Source organism: Streptomyces sp. NPDC048192 (assembly GCF_043202415.1).
GTDB lineage: Bacteria > Actinomycetota > Actinomycetes > Streptomycetales > Streptomycetaceae > Streptomyces.
On sequence record NZ_JBIDAL010000004.1, the window covers coordinates 535,776 to 558,052 of the forward strand.

General features: G+C 74.1%; 14 protein-coding genes. 7 read left to right on the top strand and 7 right to left on the bottom strand.

Annotated elements, in window-relative coordinates; all coding sequences use genetic code 11:
* Window positions 1-5: 5 nt before the first annotated feature.
* Together ACGFZN_RS10740 and ACGFZN_RS10745 are read left to right on the top strand one after the other, a co-directional pair.
* On the top strand, window positions 6-1,031 hold the full coding sequence (locus ACGFZN_RS10740; protein WP_393858089.1) for a M23 family metallopeptidase: 1,026 nt from the start codon (window positions 6-8) through the stop codon (window positions 1,029-1,031).
* 76 nt (window positions 1,032-1,107) lie between these two features.
* Entirely contained in the window at window positions 1,108-2,052 is a 945-nt protein-coding gene (locus ACGFZN_RS10745; RefSeq protein ID WP_393858090.1) for an aldo/keto reductase, read from the top strand.
* A gap of 89 nt (window positions 2,053-2,141) precedes the next feature.
* Here ACGFZN_RS10745 and ACGFZN_RS10750 read toward each other — a convergent pair whose 3' ends face one another.
* The 4 genes from ACGFZN_RS10750 to ACGFZN_RS10765 all read right to left on the bottom strand — a co-directional run bounded on the left by ACGFZN_RS10750 (window position 2,142) and on the right by ACGFZN_RS10765 (window position 7,121).
* Window positions 2,142-3,458, bottom strand: coding sequence for a PrsW family intramembrane metalloprotease (locus tag ACGFZN_RS10750; protein WP_393858091.1), 1,317 nt, complete (start codon window positions 3,456-3,458; stop codon window positions 2,142-2,144).
* 44 nt (window positions 3,459-3,502) lie between these two features.
* Complete coding sequence (gene trmB / locus ACGFZN_RS10755) at window positions 3,503-4,372, bottom strand: tRNA (guanosine(46)-N7)-methyltransferase TrmB (RefSeq protein ID WP_393858092.1); 870 nt, start codon at window positions 4,370-4,372, stop codon at window positions 3,503-3,505.
* Window positions 4,373-4,395: 23 nt separating this feature from the next.
* Complete coding sequence (lhgO, locus tag ACGFZN_RS10760) at window positions 4,396-5,619, bottom strand: L-2-hydroxyglutarate oxidase (protein WP_393858093.1); 1,224 nt, start codon at window positions 5,617-5,619, stop codon at window positions 4,396-4,398.
* A gap of 77 nt (window positions 5,620-5,696) precedes the next feature.
* Window positions 5,697-7,121 (bottom strand): MFS transporter, encoded by a 1,425-nt coding sequence (locus ACGFZN_RS10765; protein ID WP_393858094.1) that lies wholly within the window; start codon window positions 7,119-7,121, stop codon window positions 5,697-5,699.
* 668 nt (window positions 7,122-7,789) lie between these two features.
* On the opposite strand from ACGFZN_RS10765, the gene ACGFZN_RS10770 reads away from it, so the two are divergent.
* Both ACGFZN_RS10770 and ACGFZN_RS10775 read left to right on the top strand, forming a co-directional pair.
* Window positions 7,790-9,865, top strand: coding sequence for an asparagine synthase-related protein (locus ACGFZN_RS10770; RefSeq protein ID WP_393858095.1), 2,076 nt, complete (start codon window positions 7,790-7,792; stop codon window positions 9,863-9,865).
* 196 nt (window positions 9,866-10,061) lie between these two features.
* Complete coding sequence (locus tag ACGFZN_RS10775; protein WP_393858096.1) at window positions 10,062-13,382, top strand: ATP-binding protein; 3,321 nt, start codon at window positions 10,062-10,064, stop codon at window positions 13,380-13,382.
* A 13-nt stretch (window positions 13,383-13,395) separates the two neighbouring features.
* On the opposite strand, the gene ACGFZN_RS10780 is transcribed toward ACGFZN_RS10775, so the two are convergent.
* Complete coding sequence (locus ACGFZN_RS10780) at window positions 13,396-15,291, bottom strand: sigma-70 family RNA polymerase sigma factor (RefSeq protein WP_393858097.1); 1,896 nt, start codon at window positions 15,289-15,291, stop codon at window positions 13,396-13,398.
* Window positions 15,292-15,612: 321 nt separating this feature from the next.
* A complete protein-coding gene (locus tag ACGFZN_RS10785; RefSeq protein ID WP_393858098.1) occupies window positions 15,613-16,395 on the bottom strand; it encodes a TetR/AcrR family transcriptional regulator in 783 nt (260 codons plus the stop codon).
* Window positions 16,396-16,771: 376 nt separating this feature from the next.
* Between ACGFZN_RS10785 and ACGFZN_RS10790 the strand changes: the two genes are divergently transcribed.
* Together ACGFZN_RS10790 and ACGFZN_RS10795 are read left to right on the top strand one after the other, a co-directional pair.
* Window positions 16,772-18,151, top strand: a complete 1,380-nt coding sequence (locus ACGFZN_RS10790) for an NAD(P)/FAD-dependent oxidoreductase (RefSeq protein ID WP_393858099.1) — start codon at window positions 16,772-16,774, stop codon at window positions 18,149-18,151.
* Between the two features lie 131 nt (window positions 18,152-18,282).
* Entirely contained in the window at window positions 18,283-19,929 is a 1,647-nt protein-coding gene (locus ACGFZN_RS10795) for a SpoIIE family protein phosphatase (RefSeq protein ID WP_393858100.1), read from the top strand.
* Between the two features lie 40 nt (window positions 19,930-19,969).
* Here ACGFZN_RS10795 and ACGFZN_RS10800 read toward each other — a convergent pair whose 3' ends face one another.
* Window positions 19,970-21,250, bottom strand: coding sequence for an MFS transporter (locus ACGFZN_RS10800; RefSeq protein WP_393858101.1), 1,281 nt, complete (start codon window positions 21,248-21,250; stop codon window positions 19,970-19,972).
* A 110-nt stretch (window positions 21,251-21,360) separates the two neighbouring features.
* On the opposite strand from ACGFZN_RS10800, the gene ACGFZN_RS10805 reads away from it, so the two are divergent.
* A complete protein-coding gene (locus ACGFZN_RS10805) occupies window positions 21,361-21,909 on the top strand; it encodes a MarR family transcriptional regulator (protein ID WP_360153713.1) in 549 nt (182 codons plus the stop codon).
* Window positions 21,910-22,277 lie beyond the last annotated feature (368 nt).

Genomic DNA, 22,277 nt, shown 5'->3' on the forward strand with positions numbered 1-22,277 from the left:
CCCGAGTGGCGTCCAACCGGCCCGCCCCAGAAGCCCCCTTCATCCCCCAGCAGGCCGAGCCGGAGACCTTCGGCTACGGCGCCTACCGCGCCGAGGAGGGCCCCTGGGAGGAGTGGAACCCCACCGAGGACTCCGTCGCCCCGGTCCGCGGCCGGCACCGCGTCGCCAAGCAGCGCGGCGGCTTCGCGCGCAGCTCCACCGTCCTCGGCGTCGGTGTGATGGCCGCGGTCGGCGCGGGCGGCATGGCCAGCGCCAACACCGGCAAGCCGCCGGTCTCCATCTCCCTGCCGGACCTGGACTCCGTCGAGCACATCTTCGGCGGCTCCTCCCACACGCCCGAGGCCACCGCCGCCGGGCTCAGCAAGGTCGGCACCACCACCGACAGCGCCGAGAGCGGCAACGCGGGCGAGGCGCTGCGCAACCGGATCATGGCCCAGGCCGAGCAGCAGCGGGGCCAGGCCGACAGCAAGGCCACCGCCGCCGCGCTCGCCGCCGCCGAGAAGCAGACCGCCGACGCGGCCGCCAAGGCGGAGAAGGAGGCCGCCGCCAAGGCCGCCGCCGCCAAGGACAAGGCGGAGGCCGACGCCAAGAAGGCCGCCGAGGCCAAGCGGCTGGCGGAGCTGGCCAAGGAGTACACGCTGCCGGTCGTGTCGTACACGATCACCGGCACCTTCGGGCAGCCCGGCGCGATGTGGTCGTCCGGCTACCACACCGGTCTCGACTTCGCCGCCCCCACCGGCACCCTCATCAAGGCCGTCCACAGCGGCACGGTCACCGAGGCCGGCTGGGCCGGCGCCTACGGCTACCGCACCGTCCTGACCCTGGACGACGGCACCGAGCTGTGGTTCTGCCACCAGTCCTCGATCAACGTCTCCGTCGGCCAGAAGGTCTCCACCGGCCAGGTCATCGGCCGCGTCGGCGCCACCGGCAACGTCACCGGTCCGCACCTGCACCTGGAGGTCCACCCGAACGGGCAGGCCACCGCCATAGACCCGGCGCCCTGGCTGCGCGACAAGGGCCTCAACCCCTGAGCCGCACCGCTCTTTCCGCGGGATTCCCGCGCCGGCGGCGGAATGCGATCATCCGCCGCCGGCGTTGACTTGGAGCATGACTTCTCTGCGCACACTCGGTTCCTCCGGCCTCGAGGTCTTCCCGCTCTGCCTGGGCGGCAACGTCTTCGGCTGGACCGCGGACGAGGCGACCTCCTTCGCCGTCCTCGACGCCTACGCGGAGGCCGGCGGCAACTTCATCGACACCGCCGACTCCTACACGGCCTGGATCGAGGGCCACAAGGGCGGCGAGTCCGAGACGGTCCTCGGCAAATGGATCAAGTCCCGCGGCAACCGCGACCGCGTCGTCGTCGCCACCAAGGTCAGCCAGCACCCCGAGTACCAGGGGCTGTCCGCCGCCAACATCAAGGCCGCCGCCGACGCCTCCCTGCGCCGCCTGGACACCGACTACATCGACCTGTACTACACCCACTTCGACAAGCCCGAGACCCCCGTCGAGGAGATCATCGGCGCGCTCGACGAGCTGGTCCGGGCCGGCAAGGTCCGGCACATCGCCGCCTCCAACATCAGCCCCGAGCGCCTGAAGGCCTCGCTGGACTTCTCCGACCGCGAAGGCCTGGCCCGGTACGTCGCCCTCCAGCCCCACTACAACCTGGTCTCCCGCGACACCTACGAGGGCCCGCTGCAGGACCTGGTCGCCGAGGAGGGCCTGGCCGCGGTGCCGTACTTCTCCCTCGCCGCGGGCTTCCTGACCGGCAAGTACCGCCCCGGCACCAAGGTCGACAGCGCCCGCGCCGGCCGGGCCCGGGAGTACGCCGACTCCGAGCGCGGCCAGAAGGTGCTGGCGGCCCTGGACGAGGTCGCCGCCGCCCACGACGCCCCCGTCGCCACGGTCGCCCTCGCCTGGCTCGCCGCCCAGCCCACCGTCACCGCCCCGATCGCCTCGGCCCGCACGGTGGAGCAGCTCCCGGCCCTGCTCGGCGTGGTCGGCCTGCGGCTGACGGAGAAGGAGCTGGCCCAGCTGACGGAGGCGTCCGCCTGATCCCTCACCGCCGCTGAGCGCCGTTCGCGCCGCGACGGCGCTCAGCACTCGCGGCAGTGGGGGAGGGGCCGAGGCCCCGCGCCCGCCCGCTACGTCCGGTACGGGTTGTAGGCGGAGTAGGGCGCCACCGGACCGCCGTAGGCCGGCCAGTACGGCGTGGGGGCCGGCGGTGTGTGCACCGGACGCGGCTGCGGGGCCACGCGGGCCGCGTACTCCAGTGCCGGCCGGGCCGCCTCCCGCCGCTTCCACAGCTCGTCCAGCAGCTCCCGCTCCCGTACGACGAAGTCGGCCCCGGCCTTGCCGCGGCGCCCCCGGTGCCGCAGGAACGCGAGGGAGGTGGCGTACGCCTCGTACCGGGCCACGGCCTGCGCCGCCGGCCGGCCGCCGTGGTGCCGGGCGTAGTCCCGGGCCGTGCGCCGCGCCCGCATCGACCCGAGCGCGAACGGCTCGGCCGGCCCCAGCCACCCGGCCAGCACATACGCCGGCAGCTCCTCCCGCACGGTGCGCAGCTCCCGCTGCCGCGTGAAGATCGCGAGCCAGGTCAGCAGCGCGAACACGGGCACCATGAATCCGCCGTAGACGGCGAAGAACCCGAACTCGCCGAAGGTGGAGGAGCCGTTCCAGAAGGCGTGCATGCTCATCGCCAGCAGCAGACCGCCGAGCGGCAGCAGCACCCGCCGGGCCCGCTGCCGCTCGGCGGAGAGCGCCGAGACGCCGAAGCCGAGGCCGGTGAGGGTGGTGAACAGCGGGTGCGCGAACGGCGACATCACGATGCGCACGAAGAAGGTGGCGGCGGTGACGGAGGCGATGCCGCTGCCGCCGCTGACCTGGTCGGCCCCGAAGGCCGTGCCCAGGTAGAGGATGTTCTCGGTGAACGCGAACCCGGTGGCGGTGATGCCCGCTATCACCACCCCGTCGACGATCCCGGTGAAGTCCCGTCTGCGGAAGAGGAAGACCAGCAGCACGGCGGCGGCCTTGGCGGACTCCTCCACGATGGGCGCTATCACGGTGGCGCCCAGGGTGTCGGCACCGGCCGGATCGGCGGTGGCGGTGGCTATCCACTTCGTCGCGAAGCTGTTGGCGACGATGGCTATCAGCGCCGCCGCGCACGCTCCCCAGGCGAAGGCGAACACCAGGTTCCGCCAGGGGCCCGGCTCCACCCGGTCCAGCCACCGGAAGGCGGCCAGCAGCCAGGGCACGGGCAGCACGGCTAGGCCGAGCCCGACCAGGAACCCCTCGGTGCCGGTCTGCCGGCGCACCAGCGCCAGGATGACCAGACCGGACATGGCCAGCAGGGTGATCAGCGCCCCGTACCGCACCCACGGGCGCTGCCACCAGTGCGGATGGCGCAGCACGGGGCCGTGCGGGCCCGGGGGATAGGTCGGGAAGCAAGGACTGGTGGCCACGGCATCGACCCTAACGGTGGCGGGACGAAGGGCTGGAGTTTTTGTCAGCCCCGCTGACCGGACTGATCGCGGTCCTGCCGGTCGCGGGGACCGCCGTCCCGGTGCGGTACGCGGCGGAAGAGCAGATCGTTCACCACGTGTCCCTTCTCAAGACCCTGGCCCTCGAAACGGGTCAGCGGCCGGAACCCGGGGCGCGGCGCGAAACCGCCGTCCGCCTGCGTGTTCTCGAAGCCGGGGTGCGCGGTGAGCACCTCGAGCATCTGCTCGGCGTACGGCTCCCAGTCGGTCGCGCAGTGCACGATCGCGCCGGGCCTGAGCCGGGCCGCGGCGAGGTCGAGGAACGCGGGCTGGATGAGCCGCCGCTTGTGGTGCCGCTTCTTGGGCCAGGGGTCCGGGAAGTACACCCGCAGCCCGTCGAGGGCGTCGGGGACGAGCATCTCCCTGAGCAGGATGATCGCGTCCCCGTTGGCCACGCGTACGTTGGACAGGCCGCCTCGGTCGGCGAGCGCCAGCAGGTTGCCCTGGCCCGGGGTGTGGACGTCGACGGCGAGGATGTTGGTGTCCGGGTCGGCGGCGGCCATCTGCGCGGTGGCCTCGCCCATCCCGAACCCGATCTCCAGCACGACCGGTCGTTCGTTGCCGAACAGCGCGGCCAGGTCGATGACCCGCTGCCCGTCGATGTCCAGGCCCCACTTCGGCCACAGCCGCTGCAGCGCGTCCGCCTGCCCGGCGGTCACCCGGCTGCGCCGCGGCTGGAAGCTGCGGATCCGCCGCTCGAAGTGCGACCCGGCGGGATCGGCCTTGGGACCGTCCGGGAACCGGGGCTCGCCCTTGGCCCGGGTGTGCCGGACGGGCACGCCGGCGGTGCGGGGGGCGGGCGTGGGGGCTTCGGGCGCGTTCAGGGAGTCAGACACAGTGCTTCCGATTTTACGGGGCACTACGCGGACGCCGTCCCGAGCATGTCCAGCACCCGGCGCCCGATCTCCCGCCCGATCGGCAGGGAGGCGGTGGCGGCCGGGGACGGCGCGTTGAGCACGTGGACGGCCCGCGCTCCCTCGCGGATGAGGAAGTCGTCGACCAGCGTGCCGTCCCGCAGCACCGCCTGGGCCCGCACCCCGGCGGGGGCCCGCACCAGGTCGTCCGCCCCGACCGCGGGCAGCAGCCGGCGCACCGCCTGGAGGAACGCCCCCTTGGACAGCGAGCGGTGCAGCTCACCCGCGCCGTATCTCCAGTGCCGCCGGGCGATCGCCCACGACCCGGGCCAGGCCAGGGTCCCGGCCAGCTCCCGGGGGCGTACGACCCCCCAGCCGTACCCCTCACGGGCCAGGGCCGGCACCGCGTTGGGCCCGATGTGCACGCCGCCGTCGATGCCCCGGGTCAGATGGACCCCGAGGAAGGGGAAGGCCGGGTCCGGCACCGGATAGACCAGCCCGCGCACCAGCTCCGGCCGCGCCAGCTCGTAGTACTCCCCGCGGAACGGCACGATCCGCACCCCTGGCTCGTCCCCGGTCAGCCGGGCCACCTCGTCGCAGTGCAGGCCGGCGCAGTTGACCAGCACCCGGGCCCGGACGACGTCTCCGCCCGCGGTGAGGACGGCCACGCCGCGCTCCGGGCGGCGGTCGATCCGGACCACCCGGGAGCCGTAGCGGATCTCGGCGCCGGAGGCCCGCGCCAGCTGGCGGGCCACTCCGGCGAAGTCGCACACGCCCGTGGTGCCGACGTGTATGGCGGCGAGGCCGCGGACCTCGGGTTCGTACTCCCCGATCTGCGCGGGGCCCAGCTCGCGGACCGGGATGCCGTTCTCCCTGCCGCGCTGCACGAGCGCGTGCAGCCGGGGCAGCTCCTCGCGCTCGGTGGCGACGATCAGCTTGCCGGTGACGGCGTGCGCGATGCCGTACTCGGCACAGAACTTCACCATCTCGGCGGCGCCCCGCACCGCGTACCGCGCCTTGAGCGAGCCCGGGCGGTAGTAGATCCCGCTGTGGATCACGCCGCTGTTGCGCCCCGTCTGGTGCCGGGCCGGGCCCGGCTCCTTCTCCAGCACGGTGACCGCCGTGCCCGGCGCGGCCCGGGTGATCGCATACGCCGTGGACAGCCCGACGATCCCCCCACCGACCACGAGCACGTCACAGTCGTACGCCCCGACCGGCACCTGCACCACCTCCCACCTCGATAGTGCACTGCGCCACTGACAACGCCTTCAAACGCGGGCGGTGAGGCTTGTCATGCCGGTGGCCGTCAGGCCGGGGCCATGAGCAGCGGCCGGGCCCGCTCCCGCAGCTCCACCACCCTCGGCTCGTCCCCGTACGGCTCCAGGCGGTGCAGCAGGTCCTTCACGTACTCCGTCGTCCGGGCCGAGGAGATCCGCCCGGCCACCTCCACGGCCCGCACCCCCTGCTCGCAGGCGGCGTCCAGATTCCCGGACTCCAGCTCGGCCACCGCCGAGACCACCAGGCGCAGCCCGTGCGACCGCACGAACTCCTCGGTCGGCTTCGACAGCGCCTGTTCCGTGAACCGCCGCACCTGACGGGGCGCCTTCAGATCGCGGTAGCACTCGGCCGCGTCCGCCGCGAACCGGTCATAGCCATAAAAACCAAGCCAGGACGGGTCGTTGTCCCCCTCGCGTGACCGCTCCAGCCATCCCTCCGCCGCCTTCAGCGCGGCCCCGGCGGCCTGTGCGTCGCCCGCACGCGCGTGTGCCCGCGCCTCCACCAGCCGGAAGAAACTCATCGTCCGCGCGGTGGCCAGCCCGCGGTTGCGCTCGAGCGCGGCCTGCGCCAGGTCGACCCCCTCGTCGCCGAAGCCGCGATAGGTCGCCTGCAGCGACATGGAGGCCAGCACATAGCCGCCCAGCGGAACGTCCGCCGCCGCGCGCGCGAGCCGCAGCGCCTGGATGTAGTACCGCTGCGCCGCCTCCTGCTGCCCGGTGTCGAAGGCCATCCACCCGGCGAGCCGGGTCAGTTCGGCGGAGGCCCCGAAGAGCGCGCGGCCCACCTCGTCGGAGTAGGAGCCGAGCAGCAGCGGCGCCGCCTCCACCCGCAGGCACTCCGGCACCATCGACGAACGCCAGTCGCCGCCGCCGTACTTGGAGTCCCAGCGCCGGGCGTCCTCGGCGGCCTCCCGCAGCTTCTGCACATCGCTGTGGCCGACTTTGATCGGTGCGCCGGAGCCGTCGGCGGAGCCGGCCTCCCGCGCGACCGAGCTGTCGGCGGGGGTTATCAGCCAGCGTGAGGCGGGCGTTGCGTACGCGCTCACCGCGAACGATCCGGCGAGCGACTGCCAGATGCCGCCGGAGCCGGCCCGGCGGCCCGCGAGGTCGAGGCGGTACAGCTCCGTCGCCGACTTCACCGCCTGGCCGACGTCTCTGGGGAAGGCGAGGCCCACTTCGGGCGCGGGATCCGCGTCCGCCAGGCCGATCTCGTGGAGCGGCACCGGGCGGCCGAGCTTCTGGGCGATGGCGGCCGCGATGAGGTGTGGCGCCGCTCCCTGCGGCACCATCCCCTTCGACACCCAGCGCGCCACCGAGGTCTTGTCGTAGCGAAGAGTCAGACCGCGTTGGGCGCCAAGGTCGTTGACGCGCCGCGCGAGTCCGGCGTTGCTGATTCCCGCGAGGGCGAGAACGGCGCCGAGTTTTTCGTTCGGCCCGCGTTGCTCCCTGGACATGCGCCACCCCTCGACACAGACGGCTGCCGCGCTGGCATAACCATGCGGCATTCGTAAACCCAGCGTAGTTCGCCGCATCCCAAGCGTTAAGGGGCATTGTTCCGGATGGCGGGATTGTGGTCCGTACGGAAGTGCGGTCCTGTACGCACCGTGCACGGCCGTTCGCCGCGTGCCCCGGTGCGTGTGGCCGTGCGCCCGTCCGTGCGCTCTTCTCCGGCCATCTCGGGAGCGGTTCCATGGGTCCTGCGTGGGTCGGCCCGCTGTACTGGATCCAGTGGGCTGGGGGACACCGCCACCTTCATCCCCGCGGGTGGCGGACCGGTCCGGGAGGCGATGCCCGCCTCCCGGACTGTGCGCGTGTCCGCGCCGCCGCACGCCCCGAGGGCCTGTACGGAGCGTGCTCATCTTCCTTTTGGTTCAGCAGATTTGGCTGAAAATCGCCCCTGCCTGTCGCAGTGAACATCCGCTCCGACCATGCAACTTCGGGGCGCGAAGGGCGTTTTGGGGGAGCGTACAGGGGGCGCATTCGCGTCGTGTCGGCCGGGCTCCCACCCCGCAGTTCCCTCGATCGAAGCCGGTGCCGCCGACCCTCCACAGCGCTCCCTTCGTGGCAGCATGGGGGTCCGGTTCATGCGGTGCAGTGTTGTCCACAGGCTGTGGAGGCGTCGATGCGGTGGTTGGTGGGTTGGAGCAGCACCGCCGCGAGCTTCGCCGGAGTCGGCTCCGCGGGCGCCACCGGCTACGACGGCGAGACCCTGCACCCGGTCGGCTCCCAGCTGCTGTGGGGCGACCCCGACCCGCTGTGGGCCGTCGGCGACTGGCGCCCGGACGAGGTGCGCGTGGTCAAGGCCGACGCGGACAACCGCATCGCCGTCCTCGGCATCTGCGGCGCCTCCGACGACGAGCTGCGCCGCGGCCTGTTCACCGCGCGCGGCGGCGCCCTGCGCCATCTGACCACCTGGCCGGGCAGCTACACGGCCGTCGTCAAGGTCGGTCGCCGCATCACCGTCTGCGGCGATCTCGCGGGCGCCCGCCCGGTGTTCCACACCCCCTGGGCAGGCGGCACCGCCTACGCCACCGCCGCGCTGCCCCTGGCCGACCTCATCGAGGCCAACCTCGACTTCGGCCACCTGGCCGCCCTGCTCGCCGCCCCGGACGTACCGGCCGCGCTGCGCGACACCACCCCGTACGAGGGCGTACGGCGCGTCCCGCCGGGGCACGCGCTGGTGCTGCGCGCGGGCTCGCGCGAGATCGCCGGGTACGAGCCCGTCGCCTCCCTCGCCGTGGCCGCGCCCCCCGCCGACCCCGACAGCGCCGTGGACGCCGTACGGGACGCCCTCGTGGAGGCGGTGCGCGCGCGTCTGTCGGCGCCCCGGCACGTGCCCGACCTCGACCCCGGGCCGGTGCCCGGCATGGGCCCGGCCGAGCGGCGGGCCCGGCGCGGGATGCCCGTGCCCGGCATCGGCGCCGACCTCTCCGGCGGCCCCGCCTCCGGCACGCTCGCGCTGCTCGCCGCCGGGCTGCCCGGCAGACCCGGCACGCTCCTCGGCCACGGCACCGGTGCCGGCGAGCGGCTCCTCGCCGTGACCTTCAACGACCTGGCCGTCGGCGGCCGGGAGGCGGAACTGGAGCGCGCCGGCGCCCTCGCCGCGGGCCCGCGCCTGCACCACGTCGTCGTCACCGGCGCCGAGGAGACCCTGCCGTACGCCGAGCTCGACGGCCCGCTCACCGACGAACCCGGGCCCTCGCTGGTCACCGCCGCACGGCACCGCGCCCGGCTCGCCGCCGGCAGCGCCGACCACTTCACCGGCCACGGCGCCCGGCAGGTCCTGGACGCCCACCCCGCGCGCCTGGCCGACCTCCTGATGGACCGCAAACGGCGCCATCTGGTCCGCCCGGTCGCCGCGCTCGCCAAGGCCGACGGCTCGGTGATGGTCCCCGCGCGCGTGTACGGCGCCGCCCGCCGGCTCGCCCGCACCCCCTACCGCGCCGGCCTGGAGGGGCTGGCCGAGCGGCTGATGCGGCGCCGCTTCGACGAGCCGGGAGGAGCGGTCGGCGCCTCCCTCGCCGCGCTGAGCTGGGCCAGACCGGGACCGGCCGCCCGCTGGCTGACGGGCGAGGCACTGGCCGAAGTATCGGTTCTGCTGCAGGGGGAGGCGGACCGCTCGGCGACCGGCGTCCAGCGTCCCGGCGAGTACCGCGCGCGTGCCGCCCTCGCCCGCCACGCCGCCGACCTGCGCGTCCTCGAACAGGCCGCCGAGATCCGCTCCCAGCGCCTGCACGCGCCGTTCCTCGACAACCAGGTCGTCCGCGCCTGCCGCGCCCTCCCGGAGGCCCTGCGCGTCCAGCCCGGCGCCCGCGCCTCGATCCTCCGTACGGTCCTGGACGGCGCCGGCGTCACCGGCCTGCCGCCCGGCTGGGGCGCCCCCTCCCACGCCTCCTCGGCGGCGGCCGCCCGCGCAGGACTGCGCGTCGCCGCCGAACCGCTCCAGGACCTGTTCGCCAGCCCGCTGCTGGCCGACGCCGGCCTGGTGGAGGCGCGCGTCGTCCGCAAGGCGCTGCGCTCGGCGGCCGACGGCGAGCCCCTGCCCCTCGACGGCCTCGCCGACCTCGTCTCCCTGGAACTCTGGCTCCACCGCCTGCTGGCCCGCCGGGGCACCTGCTGGACGGGGACACCGGCACGCGCGCGTGCGGTGCCCTCCGGGATCCAGCCGAGGAGGGGAGCGCTGGCCTCCGGCGCGTAAGAGGGTTACGCCGTCGGGCTGTCCGTCCGTCGCCGGGTGCGGGTCCGCCGTGGCCGGTCGTGCAGTTCCCCGCGCCCCTCAGGGGCGTCTCTCAGCGAGCAGCGGCCCTACCGGCCCGGTCCAGCACCGGGCATCATCCAGCGCCGCTCGGTGAAACCCCGTCGCCCCACTCCCGGCCCGCCGGGACAATGGCCGGGTGCGGTACCGGATCCTGGGCGTGGCCCAAGCGGCGGACGAGCGGGGCGCCCCCCTGCCGGTCGGCGGCCCACGCCTGCGCACGCTGCTCACCGCCCTGGCCCTCCGCCCCGGCCGCCCCACCGCCGCCGGCACCCTGATCGACGAGATCTGGCCGGACGAGCCGCCCCAGGACGCCCCCGCCGCCCTCCAGGCCCTCGTCGGCCGGCTGCGCCGCACCCTCGGCCGCCACGCCGTCACCTCGGCCCCGGGCGGCTACCGCCTGGAGGCGACCGCGGACGACGTCGACCTGTACGTCTTCGAGCGCCTCGTCCACTCCGGCACCCAGGCCCTCGCCGCAGCCGACCCCGCCACCGCCCACCGCGCCTTCACCGAGGCCCTCGCCCTCTGGCACGGCCCCGCCCTCGCCGACCTCCCCGACCGCACCGCCGCCGCCCGCCCGGAGGCCCTGCGCCTGGAGGCCGCCCGTGCCCGCGCCGCCGCCGCCCTCGACCTGGGCCGCGCCCGCGACGTCGTACCGGAGCTGACGGAACTCACCGCGGCCCACCCGCTGGACGAGCCCCTGCACGCGCTCCTCATCCGCGCCCTGTGCGACACCGGCCGCCCCGCCGACGCCCTCACCGCGTACGAGTCGGTCCGCCGCACCCTCGCCGGCACCCTCGGCGCCGACCCCGGCCCGGAACTCAGGGGCCTGCACGCGTCGTTGCTCAAGCAGCAGACCCCGGCGCCCTCGGCGGCGCGGCCCGCACCCGCCCGGCCGCCGGAGCGCACCGGCAATCTCCGCCCCCGGCTGACCTCCTTCGTCGGGCGGGAACCGGAACTCGAAGCCATTCGTTCCGATCTGCACAGGGCCCGCCTGGTCACGCTCACCGGACCGGGCGGCTCGGGGAAGACCCGCCTCGCCGAGGAGGCCGCCGCAGGGCTTCCCCAGGCGTGGATGGTCGAGCTGGCCCCGCTCGACCATCCCGAGGCGGTGCCCGGCGCGGTGGTCAGCGCCCTCGGTCTGCGCGAGACCGTGCTGCTGACCAACGAGCTGGCGGCCCCGCAGGCCGACCCCGTCGCCCTGCTGATCGAGTACTGCGCCCCGCGCAGCCGGCTCCTGATCCTTGACAACTGCGAACACGTCATCGGCGCGGCGGCCGCCCTCGCCGAGACCCTCCTCACCCACTGCCCCGGGCTCACGATCCTCGCGACCAGCCGTGAACCCCTGGGCGTCCCCGGTGAGTCGGTGCGCCCGGTCGAGCCCCTGGTCCCGGAGCAGGCGCACCGGCTGTTCGCCGAGCGCGCGAAGGCCGTCCGTCCCGACGCCGATGCGGTGCTCGCCGACACCGCGGCCGTGGCGGAGATCTGCCGCCGCCTGGACGGGTTGCCGCTCGCCATCGAGCTGGCCGCCGCCCGGCTCAGGCTGCTGACCCCGCGGCAGATCGCCGACCGGCTCGACGACCGCTTCCGCCTGCTCACCTCCGGAAGCCGCACGGTCCTGCCCCGCCAGCAGACCCTGCGCGCGGTCGTCGACTGGTCCTGGGACCTGCTGGACGAGCGCGAGCGCACGGTACTGCGCGAGGTGTCCGTGTTCGCCGGCGGCTGGGACCTCGCCGCCGCCGAGGCCGTCTGCACCGGACCGGCGGCCGACCTGATCGGCGCCCTGGTGGACAAGTCCCTCGTCGTGGCCGCGCCCTGCGGCCCCGACGGCTCCGGCGGCATGCGCTACCGCATGCTGGAGACCATCCACGAGTACGCCACCGAGCGCGCGGCCGAGGTTCCCGGACTGCGCGCGGCGGCCGAGCGCCGGCACCGCGCGTGGGTGCGGGCGCTGGTGGAGGAGGCCGACCCGCGGCTCAGGTCGGCCGACCAACTGCCGTGGATCTCCCGCCTAGAGACCGAGCTGGACAACATCCGGGCGGCCCTGGACCGCTCGGTGCGGGCCGGCGACGAGCCGGAGGCGGGCGCGATCGCCCTGGCGATGGGCTGGTTCTGGTGGCTGCGCAACCACCGCCGGGAGGCGGTCGCCCTGGTCCACCTGGTCCTGCGCCTGGGCGTGGCCCTGGACACCCTCGCGGCCTCGGACGTCCCCGACGCCTCGGACGCGCAGGGCGATCTCATGTCCCTGGTCGAGTCGGCCGACCCGGTCGGCGCCTTCCTCGCCAAGCCCGACGGCGAGGCCGGGCATCCGCTGCGTGAGCTGCGGATGGACCTGCGGATGCTCTACCTGTTCCTGACCTCGGAGTCGGGCGCCGACCAGCTCGCGGCCGACCCGCGCGCCCCGCGGTACCTGGCGCGCGTCCGCGCCGCCTACGAGCGCGGCGGCCCCCAGGCCGCCCGGCTCCCGGGCATCGTCTGGCCGCTGACCGCCTACTACCTGGGCGGCGCGGCGGACCTCGGACCGGACATGGCCGCGGCCGTCGCCAACTGCCGCGCCCACGGCGGCGACTGGGAGATCGGCGTCTCCCTGATGTACCGCACCCATGTGGTCGTCGACTCCCCTGGCAACCTGCGCGGCGTGGACGAGGACCTGGCCGAGCTGCGCACCCTCAGCCGGCGTGTCGGGGACCGCTGGATGCGGGCCCAGGTGTGCAGCGCGGCCGGCGAGGCGGCCATGGCACGCGGCAGGTACACCGAGGCCCGCGCCGAGTACGAGGAGGCGCTGCGCCTCGCCTACGAGGTGGGGGCCCACGCCGAGTCGCCGTTCCTGAAGGCGCGGCTCGCCGAGATCGCCTACCGCTCCGGCGACGCCGAGGCCGCGCTGGCCGCGCTGGACGAGGCTGGCGAGGCCGCCGACCGGTACGCGGTGCCGGAGTCGCGCGCCTTCGTGCTGCTGATGCGCGCCCACATCGCCCTGCACTTCGGGCAGACCGCCCGCGCCCGGGAGCTGTACGAGGAGACCCGTGCGGTGGCGAGCGGCGGCACCCCGCCTCCGCAGTTCGAGGCGGCCCTGCGCACCGTCGAGGCGCTGCTCGCCGCCGAGGAGTCGGGTCCCGCGCACGGGCTGCCGATCCTCGCCGAGGCGCTGCGCGAGGCCGTGGACCGGCGGTGCTCCGAGGTCATCACGGCGGTGCTGGTGGACACCGCGGCCGGGCTGCGGGCCCGGTGCGGCGATCTGGCCGCTGCGGTACGGCTGTTCGCCGCCGCGGACCACTGGCGGGAGGGCAACCCGCGCCCCGAGCCGGAGGCCGGCCAGGCCGCCCGGGTGCAGGCCGACGCCCGCGCGGCCCTGCCCCCCGAGCGGTACGAGGCCGAGCTCGCCCGGGGCGCCTGCCTCGACGTGGCCGGTGTGCTGCGCGACATCGGCGCGGCGGCGGCCCCCGCCGGACACGGCCGGTGACGCCGGCGGGGGCCTACCGGCAGGTGAACCGGGACTCCGCCCAGTCCGCGAGGGCCGCCCGGTCGAAGAGGTTGCTGTGCGGCCGCACCACGAGCCGTACGGTCCTGCGCCCGGTCAGGTTCACATGGACGGGCACGGCAGGGTCGTTTCCCTTGACCATGCCGGACTGCCACAGCCGCACCCCGTCGGCGTAGACGGAGAAGGAGACCTTGCCCAGGCCGAGCGTCATGTCGTCCACGCCGGCCAGTGCGTCGTACGCGGTGCACTGGCGGTTGAGGGCGATGGTGACGGAGGACTCGCCGCGCACGGTCACCCCGTGCGCGTACTGCTTGCCGTCGATCGACAGGCCGTAGCGCTGCCACACCCAGCTGCTCTCGCCGAGCCGGATCTCGGGCTTGGTGCCGTCGCCTGCGACGTCGTAGTCGAGGGCGCTGACCTGGTACACGGTGGGCGCCGGAGGGGCAGTGGGCGTCGGCGTGGGACTCGCCGGGGGCGTCGGCGTCGGCGTCGGGGTGGGCGCCGGCCTGGGCCGGGGAGTGGGCTTCGGTGTGGGTGTGGGCGTCGGGGTGGGAGACGGGGTGGGAGACGGCTTCGGGGCGAGCACCACCGGCCGGGGCGAGGGCTTCTTCGCCGACGGGGCCGGCGTCGGTGCCGGGGGCTGTACGACGGGCGCGGACGGGGCCGGCTTGGCGGCCTCCTTCGCCGGTGGGTGGCTGTCGTTCACCAGGGCCAGCGCCACCGCGGCGGCGGCCACCGCGACCACACCGGCAGCGATCCCCGCCTTCACCGGGGCGCCGAGCCCCTCCGACGCCGCGGCGCCGCCCGTGCCACCGGCCCCGCCGGACGACCCGCCGGCCGCCGCGGCCGCACCCGCCGCACCGGCCCCGGCGCTGCCCGCGACGATCCCGAGCGCCTTGGCGTACCCGGCGGCCCCGAACCAGCCGATGACCGCGACCGGGACGACGCCGGGGATACCGCCGGCGACCTCTTCGATCTGCGCGGCCGCGAGCCGGCACTTGGCGCACTCCTCGAGGTGCTTGCGCAGGCCCCGTTCCGCTCGGACGCGCAGTTTGCGGCGGGCGTAGCTGCCGAGCTGGTCGGCGTAGCGGGCGCACTCCTCGTCACCGGCGAGGGAGGCGCTGACATGGGCCTGGAGATAGGCCTGCTTCAGCCCCTCGCGGGCGCGGCTCGCCAGCACGCGCGTGCCGTTGGCGTCCAGCCCGAACAGGACGGCCACCTCGCTCGGGGACTCGTCCTCGACTTCGGTGTGCCACAGCACGGCCTGCCAGCGCTCGGGCAGCGAGCGAAAAGCCTGCATGGCCAGGGACTGCTCCGCCTCGTGCATCGCCCGCACATCGGCGCCCAGGTCGAGACCCGCTCCGAAGGAACCCATGGACGCGCTGTCGTCGGGCGCCTCGGGGACGCGCGTGGCCTGCTGGGCGAAGACGGCGAAGTCGTCGACGAGCTGCTCGCGCCGGGCGGACTTCGTCCAGTGCGCGGCGACGCGCCGTACGGAGGTCAGCAGATAGGCACGGACGGCGTGCCTGGGCCCGGAGCCCCCGCGCACCGCCTGCAGCATCCGCGCGAAGACCTCCGCCGTCAGGTCGTCGGCGGTGTGCCCGTCCCGGCAGCAGGTGCGCGCATAGCGCCGTACGGCTTCCGCGTGCCGCCGGTACAGCTCCTCGTACGCGGAGTCGTCGCCGCCGCGCATCCGCTCGATCAGCTCGCCGTCGTCGGGCGGCGTCTCCCGGGGCGGCGGCAGCACGCTGCCCTCACGCTGGGCGGGCACGTTGGGCTCGCCGCGCCCCGCGGAAACCGGCGGTCCGCCCTGGTTCGGCACCTGCGGCCCCGCCGGCCCGGCGGCCTCCGCGTCGTCACCGCGTGACTCGTCCCACCCGTCAACGCCCATCGCGGAAAGCCCCCGACCCCCGACCAGCCCGATCCATCACCGGCACAGGGTGCCACAGCGACTTCCGGCCAAGGCCCCGATGTTCACGGCATCCACTCATCCGAGGACTGCGGTCGCCACAGACTTTCGCCTGCTCCTCGAACGGGTGAACCGCACCGCTGAGAGGCGTGCGATCCGCGGCTCCGGCGTGATGGGGGTCGTACGGCTCCTGGCGCGCAGCCGGACACGTGGGGGAGCAGCGACAAACCAACGACGACGGACCCGCGGCCCGAGGACCACGGGTCCGTCCGCCCTCCTGCCCGCTCCCGCTCGGCGGGGCCGCTACGCGGGACGCGACCGCAGCCCGTCCAGCAGGATGTCCAGCAGCCGCGCCGACGCCGCCGCCTGCTGCGCGGCATCCGGCAGGGACGGCGCCGCTGTGGCGATCACCAGCAGCACGTCCCCCACCGACACGTCCGCCCGCAGCTCACCGGCCGCCCGGGCCCGTTCCACCAGCTGCCCGACCACGTCGAGCAGCGCCCCGACCCCGCTGTCCTCGGCGTCCTGGCCGGACTCCGGCACCAGCCGGAGCTCCCCGCCCCCCGGCTGCACCCGCTGCTGGGGCACCCGGGCCTCTTCGGCGGCGCCCACCGGCGCACCCGGCCCGGCCGCAGCGGCGGAGCCCGGTGCGGAGCCGACCCGCAGCACCTGCGGCGGCAGCAGCCGCCCCGCCCCCGACGCCACGGACGTCCGCAGGAACCGGGACAGCGCCGACCACGGCTCGTCCTCCTGCCCGAGCGCGGCCCGCGCCTGCTCGGTCAGCCGCGCGGTCTCCTCCTCGGCTATGCGCCGGACCAGGACGTCCTTGCTGGGAAAGCGCCGGTACACCGTGCCGACACCCACGCGGGCGCGCCGCGCCACGTCCTCCATCGGCGCGCCGTACCCCAGCTCGCCGAACACCTCACGCGCCGCACGCAGCACGTGCTCCAGATTGCGCTGTGCGTCCACCCGCAGCGGAGCCGTACGCGACCCGTCCGCGCGCCCGTTGCCCACCGCCGCGTTCATCGCCACGCCGCCCGGTGCGAGCGCGGCTGCGGATGACCAATGCGTGTCCTGAACATGCATGTATTTCCCCCGGTAATGACGTCTCCCCCCGGAGACTCCCCGCCTCTGTCGCGAAGTGCGTGGAACTGACGTCGTTCTCGACCGGGTCCGCCCGTCGCGGAACCCGTTCGACCACATTCCCTACACCCCGTAGACACACGAACATAGTTGAGAGGAAGTCAATTCAGAAGGGGCAGGTTCCGCACACTGCGCCCCCCGATCGGAGTACGGGTCCGCTACATCCCCTTTGATCACCTTCACGTATCCTCGCCCACCCTCGCTGACCTGCCCCGTTTCGTCCCGCTCCGGCGGCACGGCCGGCCCCGCGCACACCCGGCCGCCGGTCACACAAATTGCCGGGGCTGTGGACAAACAACTGCGCCGGGTGCGTCATGGGATGGTGAAGGACTGTGCGCGCATTCTGGTTGTCGGCGGCGGCTACGTCGGGATGTACACGGCACTGCGGCTCCAGCGGAGGCTGAAGAGCGAGCTGAGGCGGGGTGAGGCCGAGATCACCGTCGTCACCCCGGACCCCTACATGACGTACCAGCCGTTCCTTCCCGAAGCGGCCGCGGGTTCGATCTCGCCCCGCCATGTCGTCGTACCGCTGCGGCGCGTCCTGGACCGGTGCCATGTCGTCGTCGGCGAGGTCACGTCCATCGACCACGCGGTGCGCACCGCGGCCGTCACCACCCTTGCCACCGCCGAGGAGGGAAAACCGGCCGAACTCCTCGGCTACGACGAACTGGTGCTGGCCCCCGGCTCCGTCTCCCGCACGCTGCCCGTCCCCGGCCTCGCCGAGTACGGCATCGGCTTCAAGACCGTCGAAGAGGCCATCGGTCTGCGCAACCACGTCATCGAGCAGATGGACATCGCCTCCTCCACCCGCGACCCCGCGATCCGCGACGCCGCCCTCACCTTCGTCTTCGTCGGCGGCGGCTACGCGGGCGTGGAGGCGCTCGCCGAACTGGAGGACATGGCCCGCTACGCCGCGCGCTACTACCACAACGTCCGCCCCGAGGACATGAAGTGGATCCTCGTGGAGGCCTCCGACCGGATCCTGCCCGAGGTCGGCGCCGAGATGGGCCGCTACACCGTCACCCAGCTGCGCCGCCGCAACATCCAGGTCCTGCTCGAAACCCGCCTGGAGTCCTGCGCCGACCGCGTCGCCGTCCTCAGCGACGGCCAGCGCTTCCCGACCCGCACGGTCGTGTGGACCGCCGGCGTCAAACCCAGCCCCCTGCTGGCCGCCACCGACCTGCCGCTCACCGCACGCGGCCGGCTGAAGTGCACCGCCCAGCTGACCGTCGACGGCACCGAGCACGCCTGGGCGGCCGGGGACGCCGCCGCCGTACCCGACGTCACCGCCGCGGAACCCGGCACCGAGACCGCGCCCAACGCCCAGCACGCCGTCCGCCAGGCCCGCACCCTCGGCGACAACATCGTCCACGCGCTGCGCGGGGAGCCCCTGGAGACGTACGCCCACAAGTACGTCGGCTCGGTCGCCTCCCTCGGCTACCACGAGGGCGTCGCACAGGTCTACGGCCGCAGGCTGAAGGGCTACCCTGCCTGGTTCATGCACCGCGTCTACCACCTCAGCAGGGTGCCCACCTTCAACCGGAAGGCCCGGGTCCTCGCCGAATGGACCCTCGCCGGGCTCTTCAAGAGGGAGATCGTCTCGCTCGGCTCGCTCGAACACCCCCGCGCGGAGTTCGAACTCGCCGCCGGTGGAAAGCCTCCTCACAACCCCTCGGACGACCCGAAAGGGTCGTCCTGACCGGACCCAGGAACTCCCCGGCCCGCCCAGGCGTCTGACGGATGTCGCCGCGGCGCGCCCCCTGACAGACTGCCCCACGTCCTCGGACGGGCACCCGCCCGCCCTTAAGCACCCACGAGGCTTCTTCCCAAGTGAACTTCACGCGCTGGAGCGCCCGGCTCCCCGGAACGCAGCGCCGCGCCGCCGCGCGGACCGAGACCCCGGTCTCCCCGGACCGGCGGGGGGAAGGCTCCGTGCCCGCGGCCCGCGCCGGACAGCCGGCCGACGGCACATTCCCGGTGCCCGCCGTCGACGAACTGCCCGCGCGCGACGTCCTCGACCGCGTCCCGGCCCTCGTCGCCCTGGTGCACGGCCCCGACCACCGCATCGCGTACGTCAACGACGCCTATACGGCGGCCTTCGGCGTACGGCCGCTGGGCGAGCCCGCGCGCGAGGCGCTGCCGGAGCTGTCCGAACTGGGCCTGCTCCCGCTCCTCGACCAGGTGCTGCGCAGCGGCAAGCCTCGCACGCTGAAGTCCCGCAAGGCCCTCGACGGCCGCTCCTACACCTTCACCTGCACCCCGGTCGCGGAGGACGGCGACGGCGACGCGGGCGTCCTGGTCTTCGCCACCGACGTCACCGACCACGCCGAGGCCGCCGAGCGGCTGCGCGCCAGCGAACGCCGCCAGCGCGAGACGGCGGTCACCCTCCAGCGCTCCCTGCTCCCGCAGGAGCTGGAGGAACCCGACGACCTGCGCATCGCCGCCACCTACCAGCCCGGCGGCACCGAGGCCGCGGTCGGCGGCGACTGGTACGACGTGATCACCCTCGGCGGCGGCCGCACGGCCCTCGTCATCGGGGACGTGATGGGCCGGGGCGTGCGCGCGGCAGCGGTCATGGGCCAGCTGCGGACGGCCGTCCGGGCCTACGCGCGCTTGGACCTGCCCCCGCACGAAGTGCTCCAGTTGCTGGACGGCCTCGCCGCCGAGATCGACGCCAACCAGATCGCCACCTGCGTCTACGCCGTCCACGACCCCAACGAGGGCCGCCTGGTGTACGCCTCCGCCGGCCACCTGCCGATCCTCGTCCGCGACGAGAACGGCACGGTCTCCCGCGCCGACGAGCCCACCGGCCCGCCGCTCGGCACCGGTGGCTGGGTGCACTCCTCCGGCTCCATCGCCCTGGGCCCGGGCTCCACGGCCGTCCTCTACACGGACGGCCTGGTCGAGCGCCGGGACGAGGACCTGGACGAGGGCATCGCGGCGCTGGAGGGCGCCCTCGCCGGCGCGACCGGCACCCCGCAGGTGATCTGCGACCGCCTGGTCCGCTCGGCCGGCGTCACCGCCGACCACGACGACGACGTCGCCGTCCTCGTCCTCCAGCACCCCGCCCGTACGGGCCCCGACGGCGACCTGTTCCGCAACGCCGCCCTGGAACTCCTCGGTGGCGTCGAGGCCGCTCCCCGCGCCCGCGCGTTCGCCTCCGGCGTGCTGACGAGCTGGCGCTTCCCGGCCGAGCTGCACGATCTCGGCGTGCTCGCCGCGAGCGAGCTGGTCGCCAACTCCCTCCAGCACGGCACGCCGCCCATGCGACTGCGGCTCCGCCGCACCGACCGCCGACTGATCATCGAGGTCACGGACGGCGACGACCACCTCCCGCGCCGACGGCGCGCGGAACCGGCCGACGAGTCCGGCAGGGGCATCGCCATCGTGGCGACCATCGCCTCCAGCTGGGGCTCCCGCCGCACACCGGGCGGCGGCAAGGCCGTGTGGTGCGAGTTCGCCCTGCCGAAGGGGTAGCACCACGGGGCTGCCGGCCGGCGCCGGGTGCCGCGCGCACCTACGCGGCCAGCGACTCCGCAGGCGCTCCACCCCGGGCGACCACCCGGGTCCGGGCGAGCCAGGGACGGTCCTGCACCGGGGTGAGCTGCCTGCCCAGCCGCAGCGCCAGCACGCTGATCGTCACCGAGAACGCCAGGAAGGTCACCACGTACGGAGCCGGCAGCGAAGCCCCCAGCGGCCCGCCCACCGCCGGCCCGACGGCCAGCGCAAGCTGCTTGACCAGCGCGAACGCCGAGTTGTACTGCCCGGCCATCCCCTCGGGAGCCAGGTCGGCGACCAGCGGAGCGACCGTCGGCGACAGCATCGCCTCACCGAGCCCGAACAGCGCGTACGTCGACACGAACGCGGCCGTCGCCATCTCCCGGCTGCCGTGCCCCAGCCCCGCGTACCCTGCGGCCACCCAGGCCACGGCCCAGATCAGACCGACCCCGGCGATGACCCGGGAGCGCCGGCTGCGCTCCACGAACTTCAGCACCGCGAACTGGGCGACCACGATCATCAGGGTGTTCGCCGCCAGCGCCGTACCCAGCGCGGAGGTGGATATCCCGGCCGCCTCCACGCCGTACGCGCTCAGCCCGGACTCGAACTGGCCGTAGCAGGCGAAGAACAGCACGAAACCCAGCACACACAGCTGCACCATCGCCCGGTTCCCGAGCAGCTGCTTCCAACTGCCCTTCGCCGACCGCGCGGGCGCGTCCGCCATCCGCGGCGAGTGCGGCATCCGCACGGTCGCCATCACGCCGGCCAGCAGCAGGAAGATGGCCGCCTCGACGGAGAAAAGCAGCGTGAACGACGACACGCGCGTGGCGTCGACGAGGTGGCCGCCGATGAGGCCGCCTATACCGAGCCCCAGGTTCTGGAGGAAGAACTGCGTGGCGAACGCCCGCGACCGCGTGTCCTGGGACGAGCAGTCCACGATCATCGTCGCCAGCGCCGGCTGCATCACGGCCTGCCCGGCGCCGAGCGCCGCGGCCGACAGCAGCACGGCGGCGGCGCCGCCCGCGAGGCCCAGGCTCAGCGCGCCGAGCGAGGCGGCGACCAGGGCGGCGAGCAGGACCGGCAGCGGGCCGCGCCGGACGATCGCCCGCCCGGCGAACGGCAGCACGATCAGTGCGGCCACGGCGAAGACGGCGAGCACGAAACCCGCCGTCATGGCTCCCAGCCCCCGGACCTGCGCCACATAGACGTACAGGTAGGGGACGGTGAAGCCGAGCCCGAACGCGCTGAGTGCGTTGCCCACGTGGATCCGGCGCATCGCTGCGCCCATCGCCCTGGTCACGTTCACCTCTCTCACTAGTTAGACCTGAAGACTTCAAAGCTAAAGTTCGAATCTAAAGACTACACAGCGAAGGACTTCAACGCAAAGGCCCTGCGTGCGATACTGCGCCCATGGCCGACACCCCCGGCGTCACAGAGCCGACGCTCGAAGAGCAGATCGCCGCCTACCAGCGCGAGTTCCAGGACCTCGACCCGCAGGTCGAGAAGATCGTGTCGGCGCTGTCCCGGCTCAACCGCCGGATGAACGTCGCCTACGGCCGCCAGACCGCCGCCCTCGGTATCAGCAACGCCGAGTGGGAGGTGCTCAAGGCGCTCGTCCTCTCCGGCGCCCCGTATCGCATGGGCCCGAGCGAGCTCGCCAAGCGGCTCGGACTCACCCCGGCCGCGATGACCCACCGGATCGACCGCATGGTCTCCGAAGGACTGGTCACCCGTGAACGGGACGAGTCCAACCGCGTCCGAGTCATCGTCGAGCTGACCCCGGAGGGGCGAGAGAAGTGGCTGGAGGCCATGCGCCTGGCGACCGTGTTCGAGGAGGACCTGCTCCAGGACCTCACTCCTGCGGAGCGCGCGGTCCTCGGGGAGGTGCTGACCAGGCTCCTGCGCCGGGTCGAGCACGCCCAGCCGGACGCCGGCGGCCGGCTCAGCGACCTCGACTGAGACCGGCGTAAAAAATCTTGACAGGGGGGTGTTGACACGCCCCTGGGCGATCCGTAAAGTTCTTCGGGTTGCCACGGAGCCGTAACGGTTCTCCGGCAGCACTCAGCCGCCCCGAGCGGCACCCCTCACACCAGAAGCACGATCTCCCGGACGGGTTGATTTCGGCGTGCCCGAATTCGATTCGAATGGAAGTCCGGTGGCCCGATTGGGAATCGCCGAGCGGATCCGCTAAGGTTTGAGACGTCGGAACGGCCAACGGCCGGGAGGACAAGCCCCCCTGACTGGGAGTCAGACGCCGAAAGGATCTGATAGAGTCGGAAACGCCGGAAAGGAAACCGCGAGACAAACGCGGGAGCCTGGAAAGCACC

Excerpts from the sequence above, each read along its gene's own strand:
- ACGFZN_RS10745 (WP_393858090.1), top strand. The coding sequence starts at position 1,108 with ATGACTTCTCTGCGCACACTCGGTTCCTCCGGCCTCGAGGTCTTCCCG.
- ACGFZN_RS10765 (WP_393858094.1), bottom strand. The coding sequence starts at position 7,121 with ATGTCCAGGGAGCAACGCGGGCCGAACGAAAAACTCGGCGCCGTTCTC.
- ACGFZN_RS10770 (WP_393858095.1), top strand. The coding sequence starts at position 7,790 with ATGCGGTGGTTGGTGGGTTGGAGCAGCACCGCCGCGAGCTTCGCCGGA.
- ACGFZN_RS10780 (WP_393858097.1), bottom strand. The coding sequence starts at position 15,291 with ATGGGCGTTGACGGGTGGGACGAGTCACGCGGTGACGACGCGGAGGCC.
- ACGFZN_RS10785 (WP_393858098.1), bottom strand. The coding sequence starts at position 16,395 with ATGCATGTTCAGGACACGCATTGGTCATCCGCAGCCGCGCTCGCACCG.
- ACGFZN_RS10790 (WP_393858099.1), top strand. The coding sequence starts at position 16,772 with ATGGTGAAGGACTGTGCGCGCATTCTGGTTGTCGGCGGCGGCTACGTC.
- ACGFZN_RS10805 (WP_360153713.1), top strand. The coding sequence starts at position 21,361 with ATGGCCGACACCCCCGGCGTCACAGAGCCGACGCTCGAAGAGCAGATC.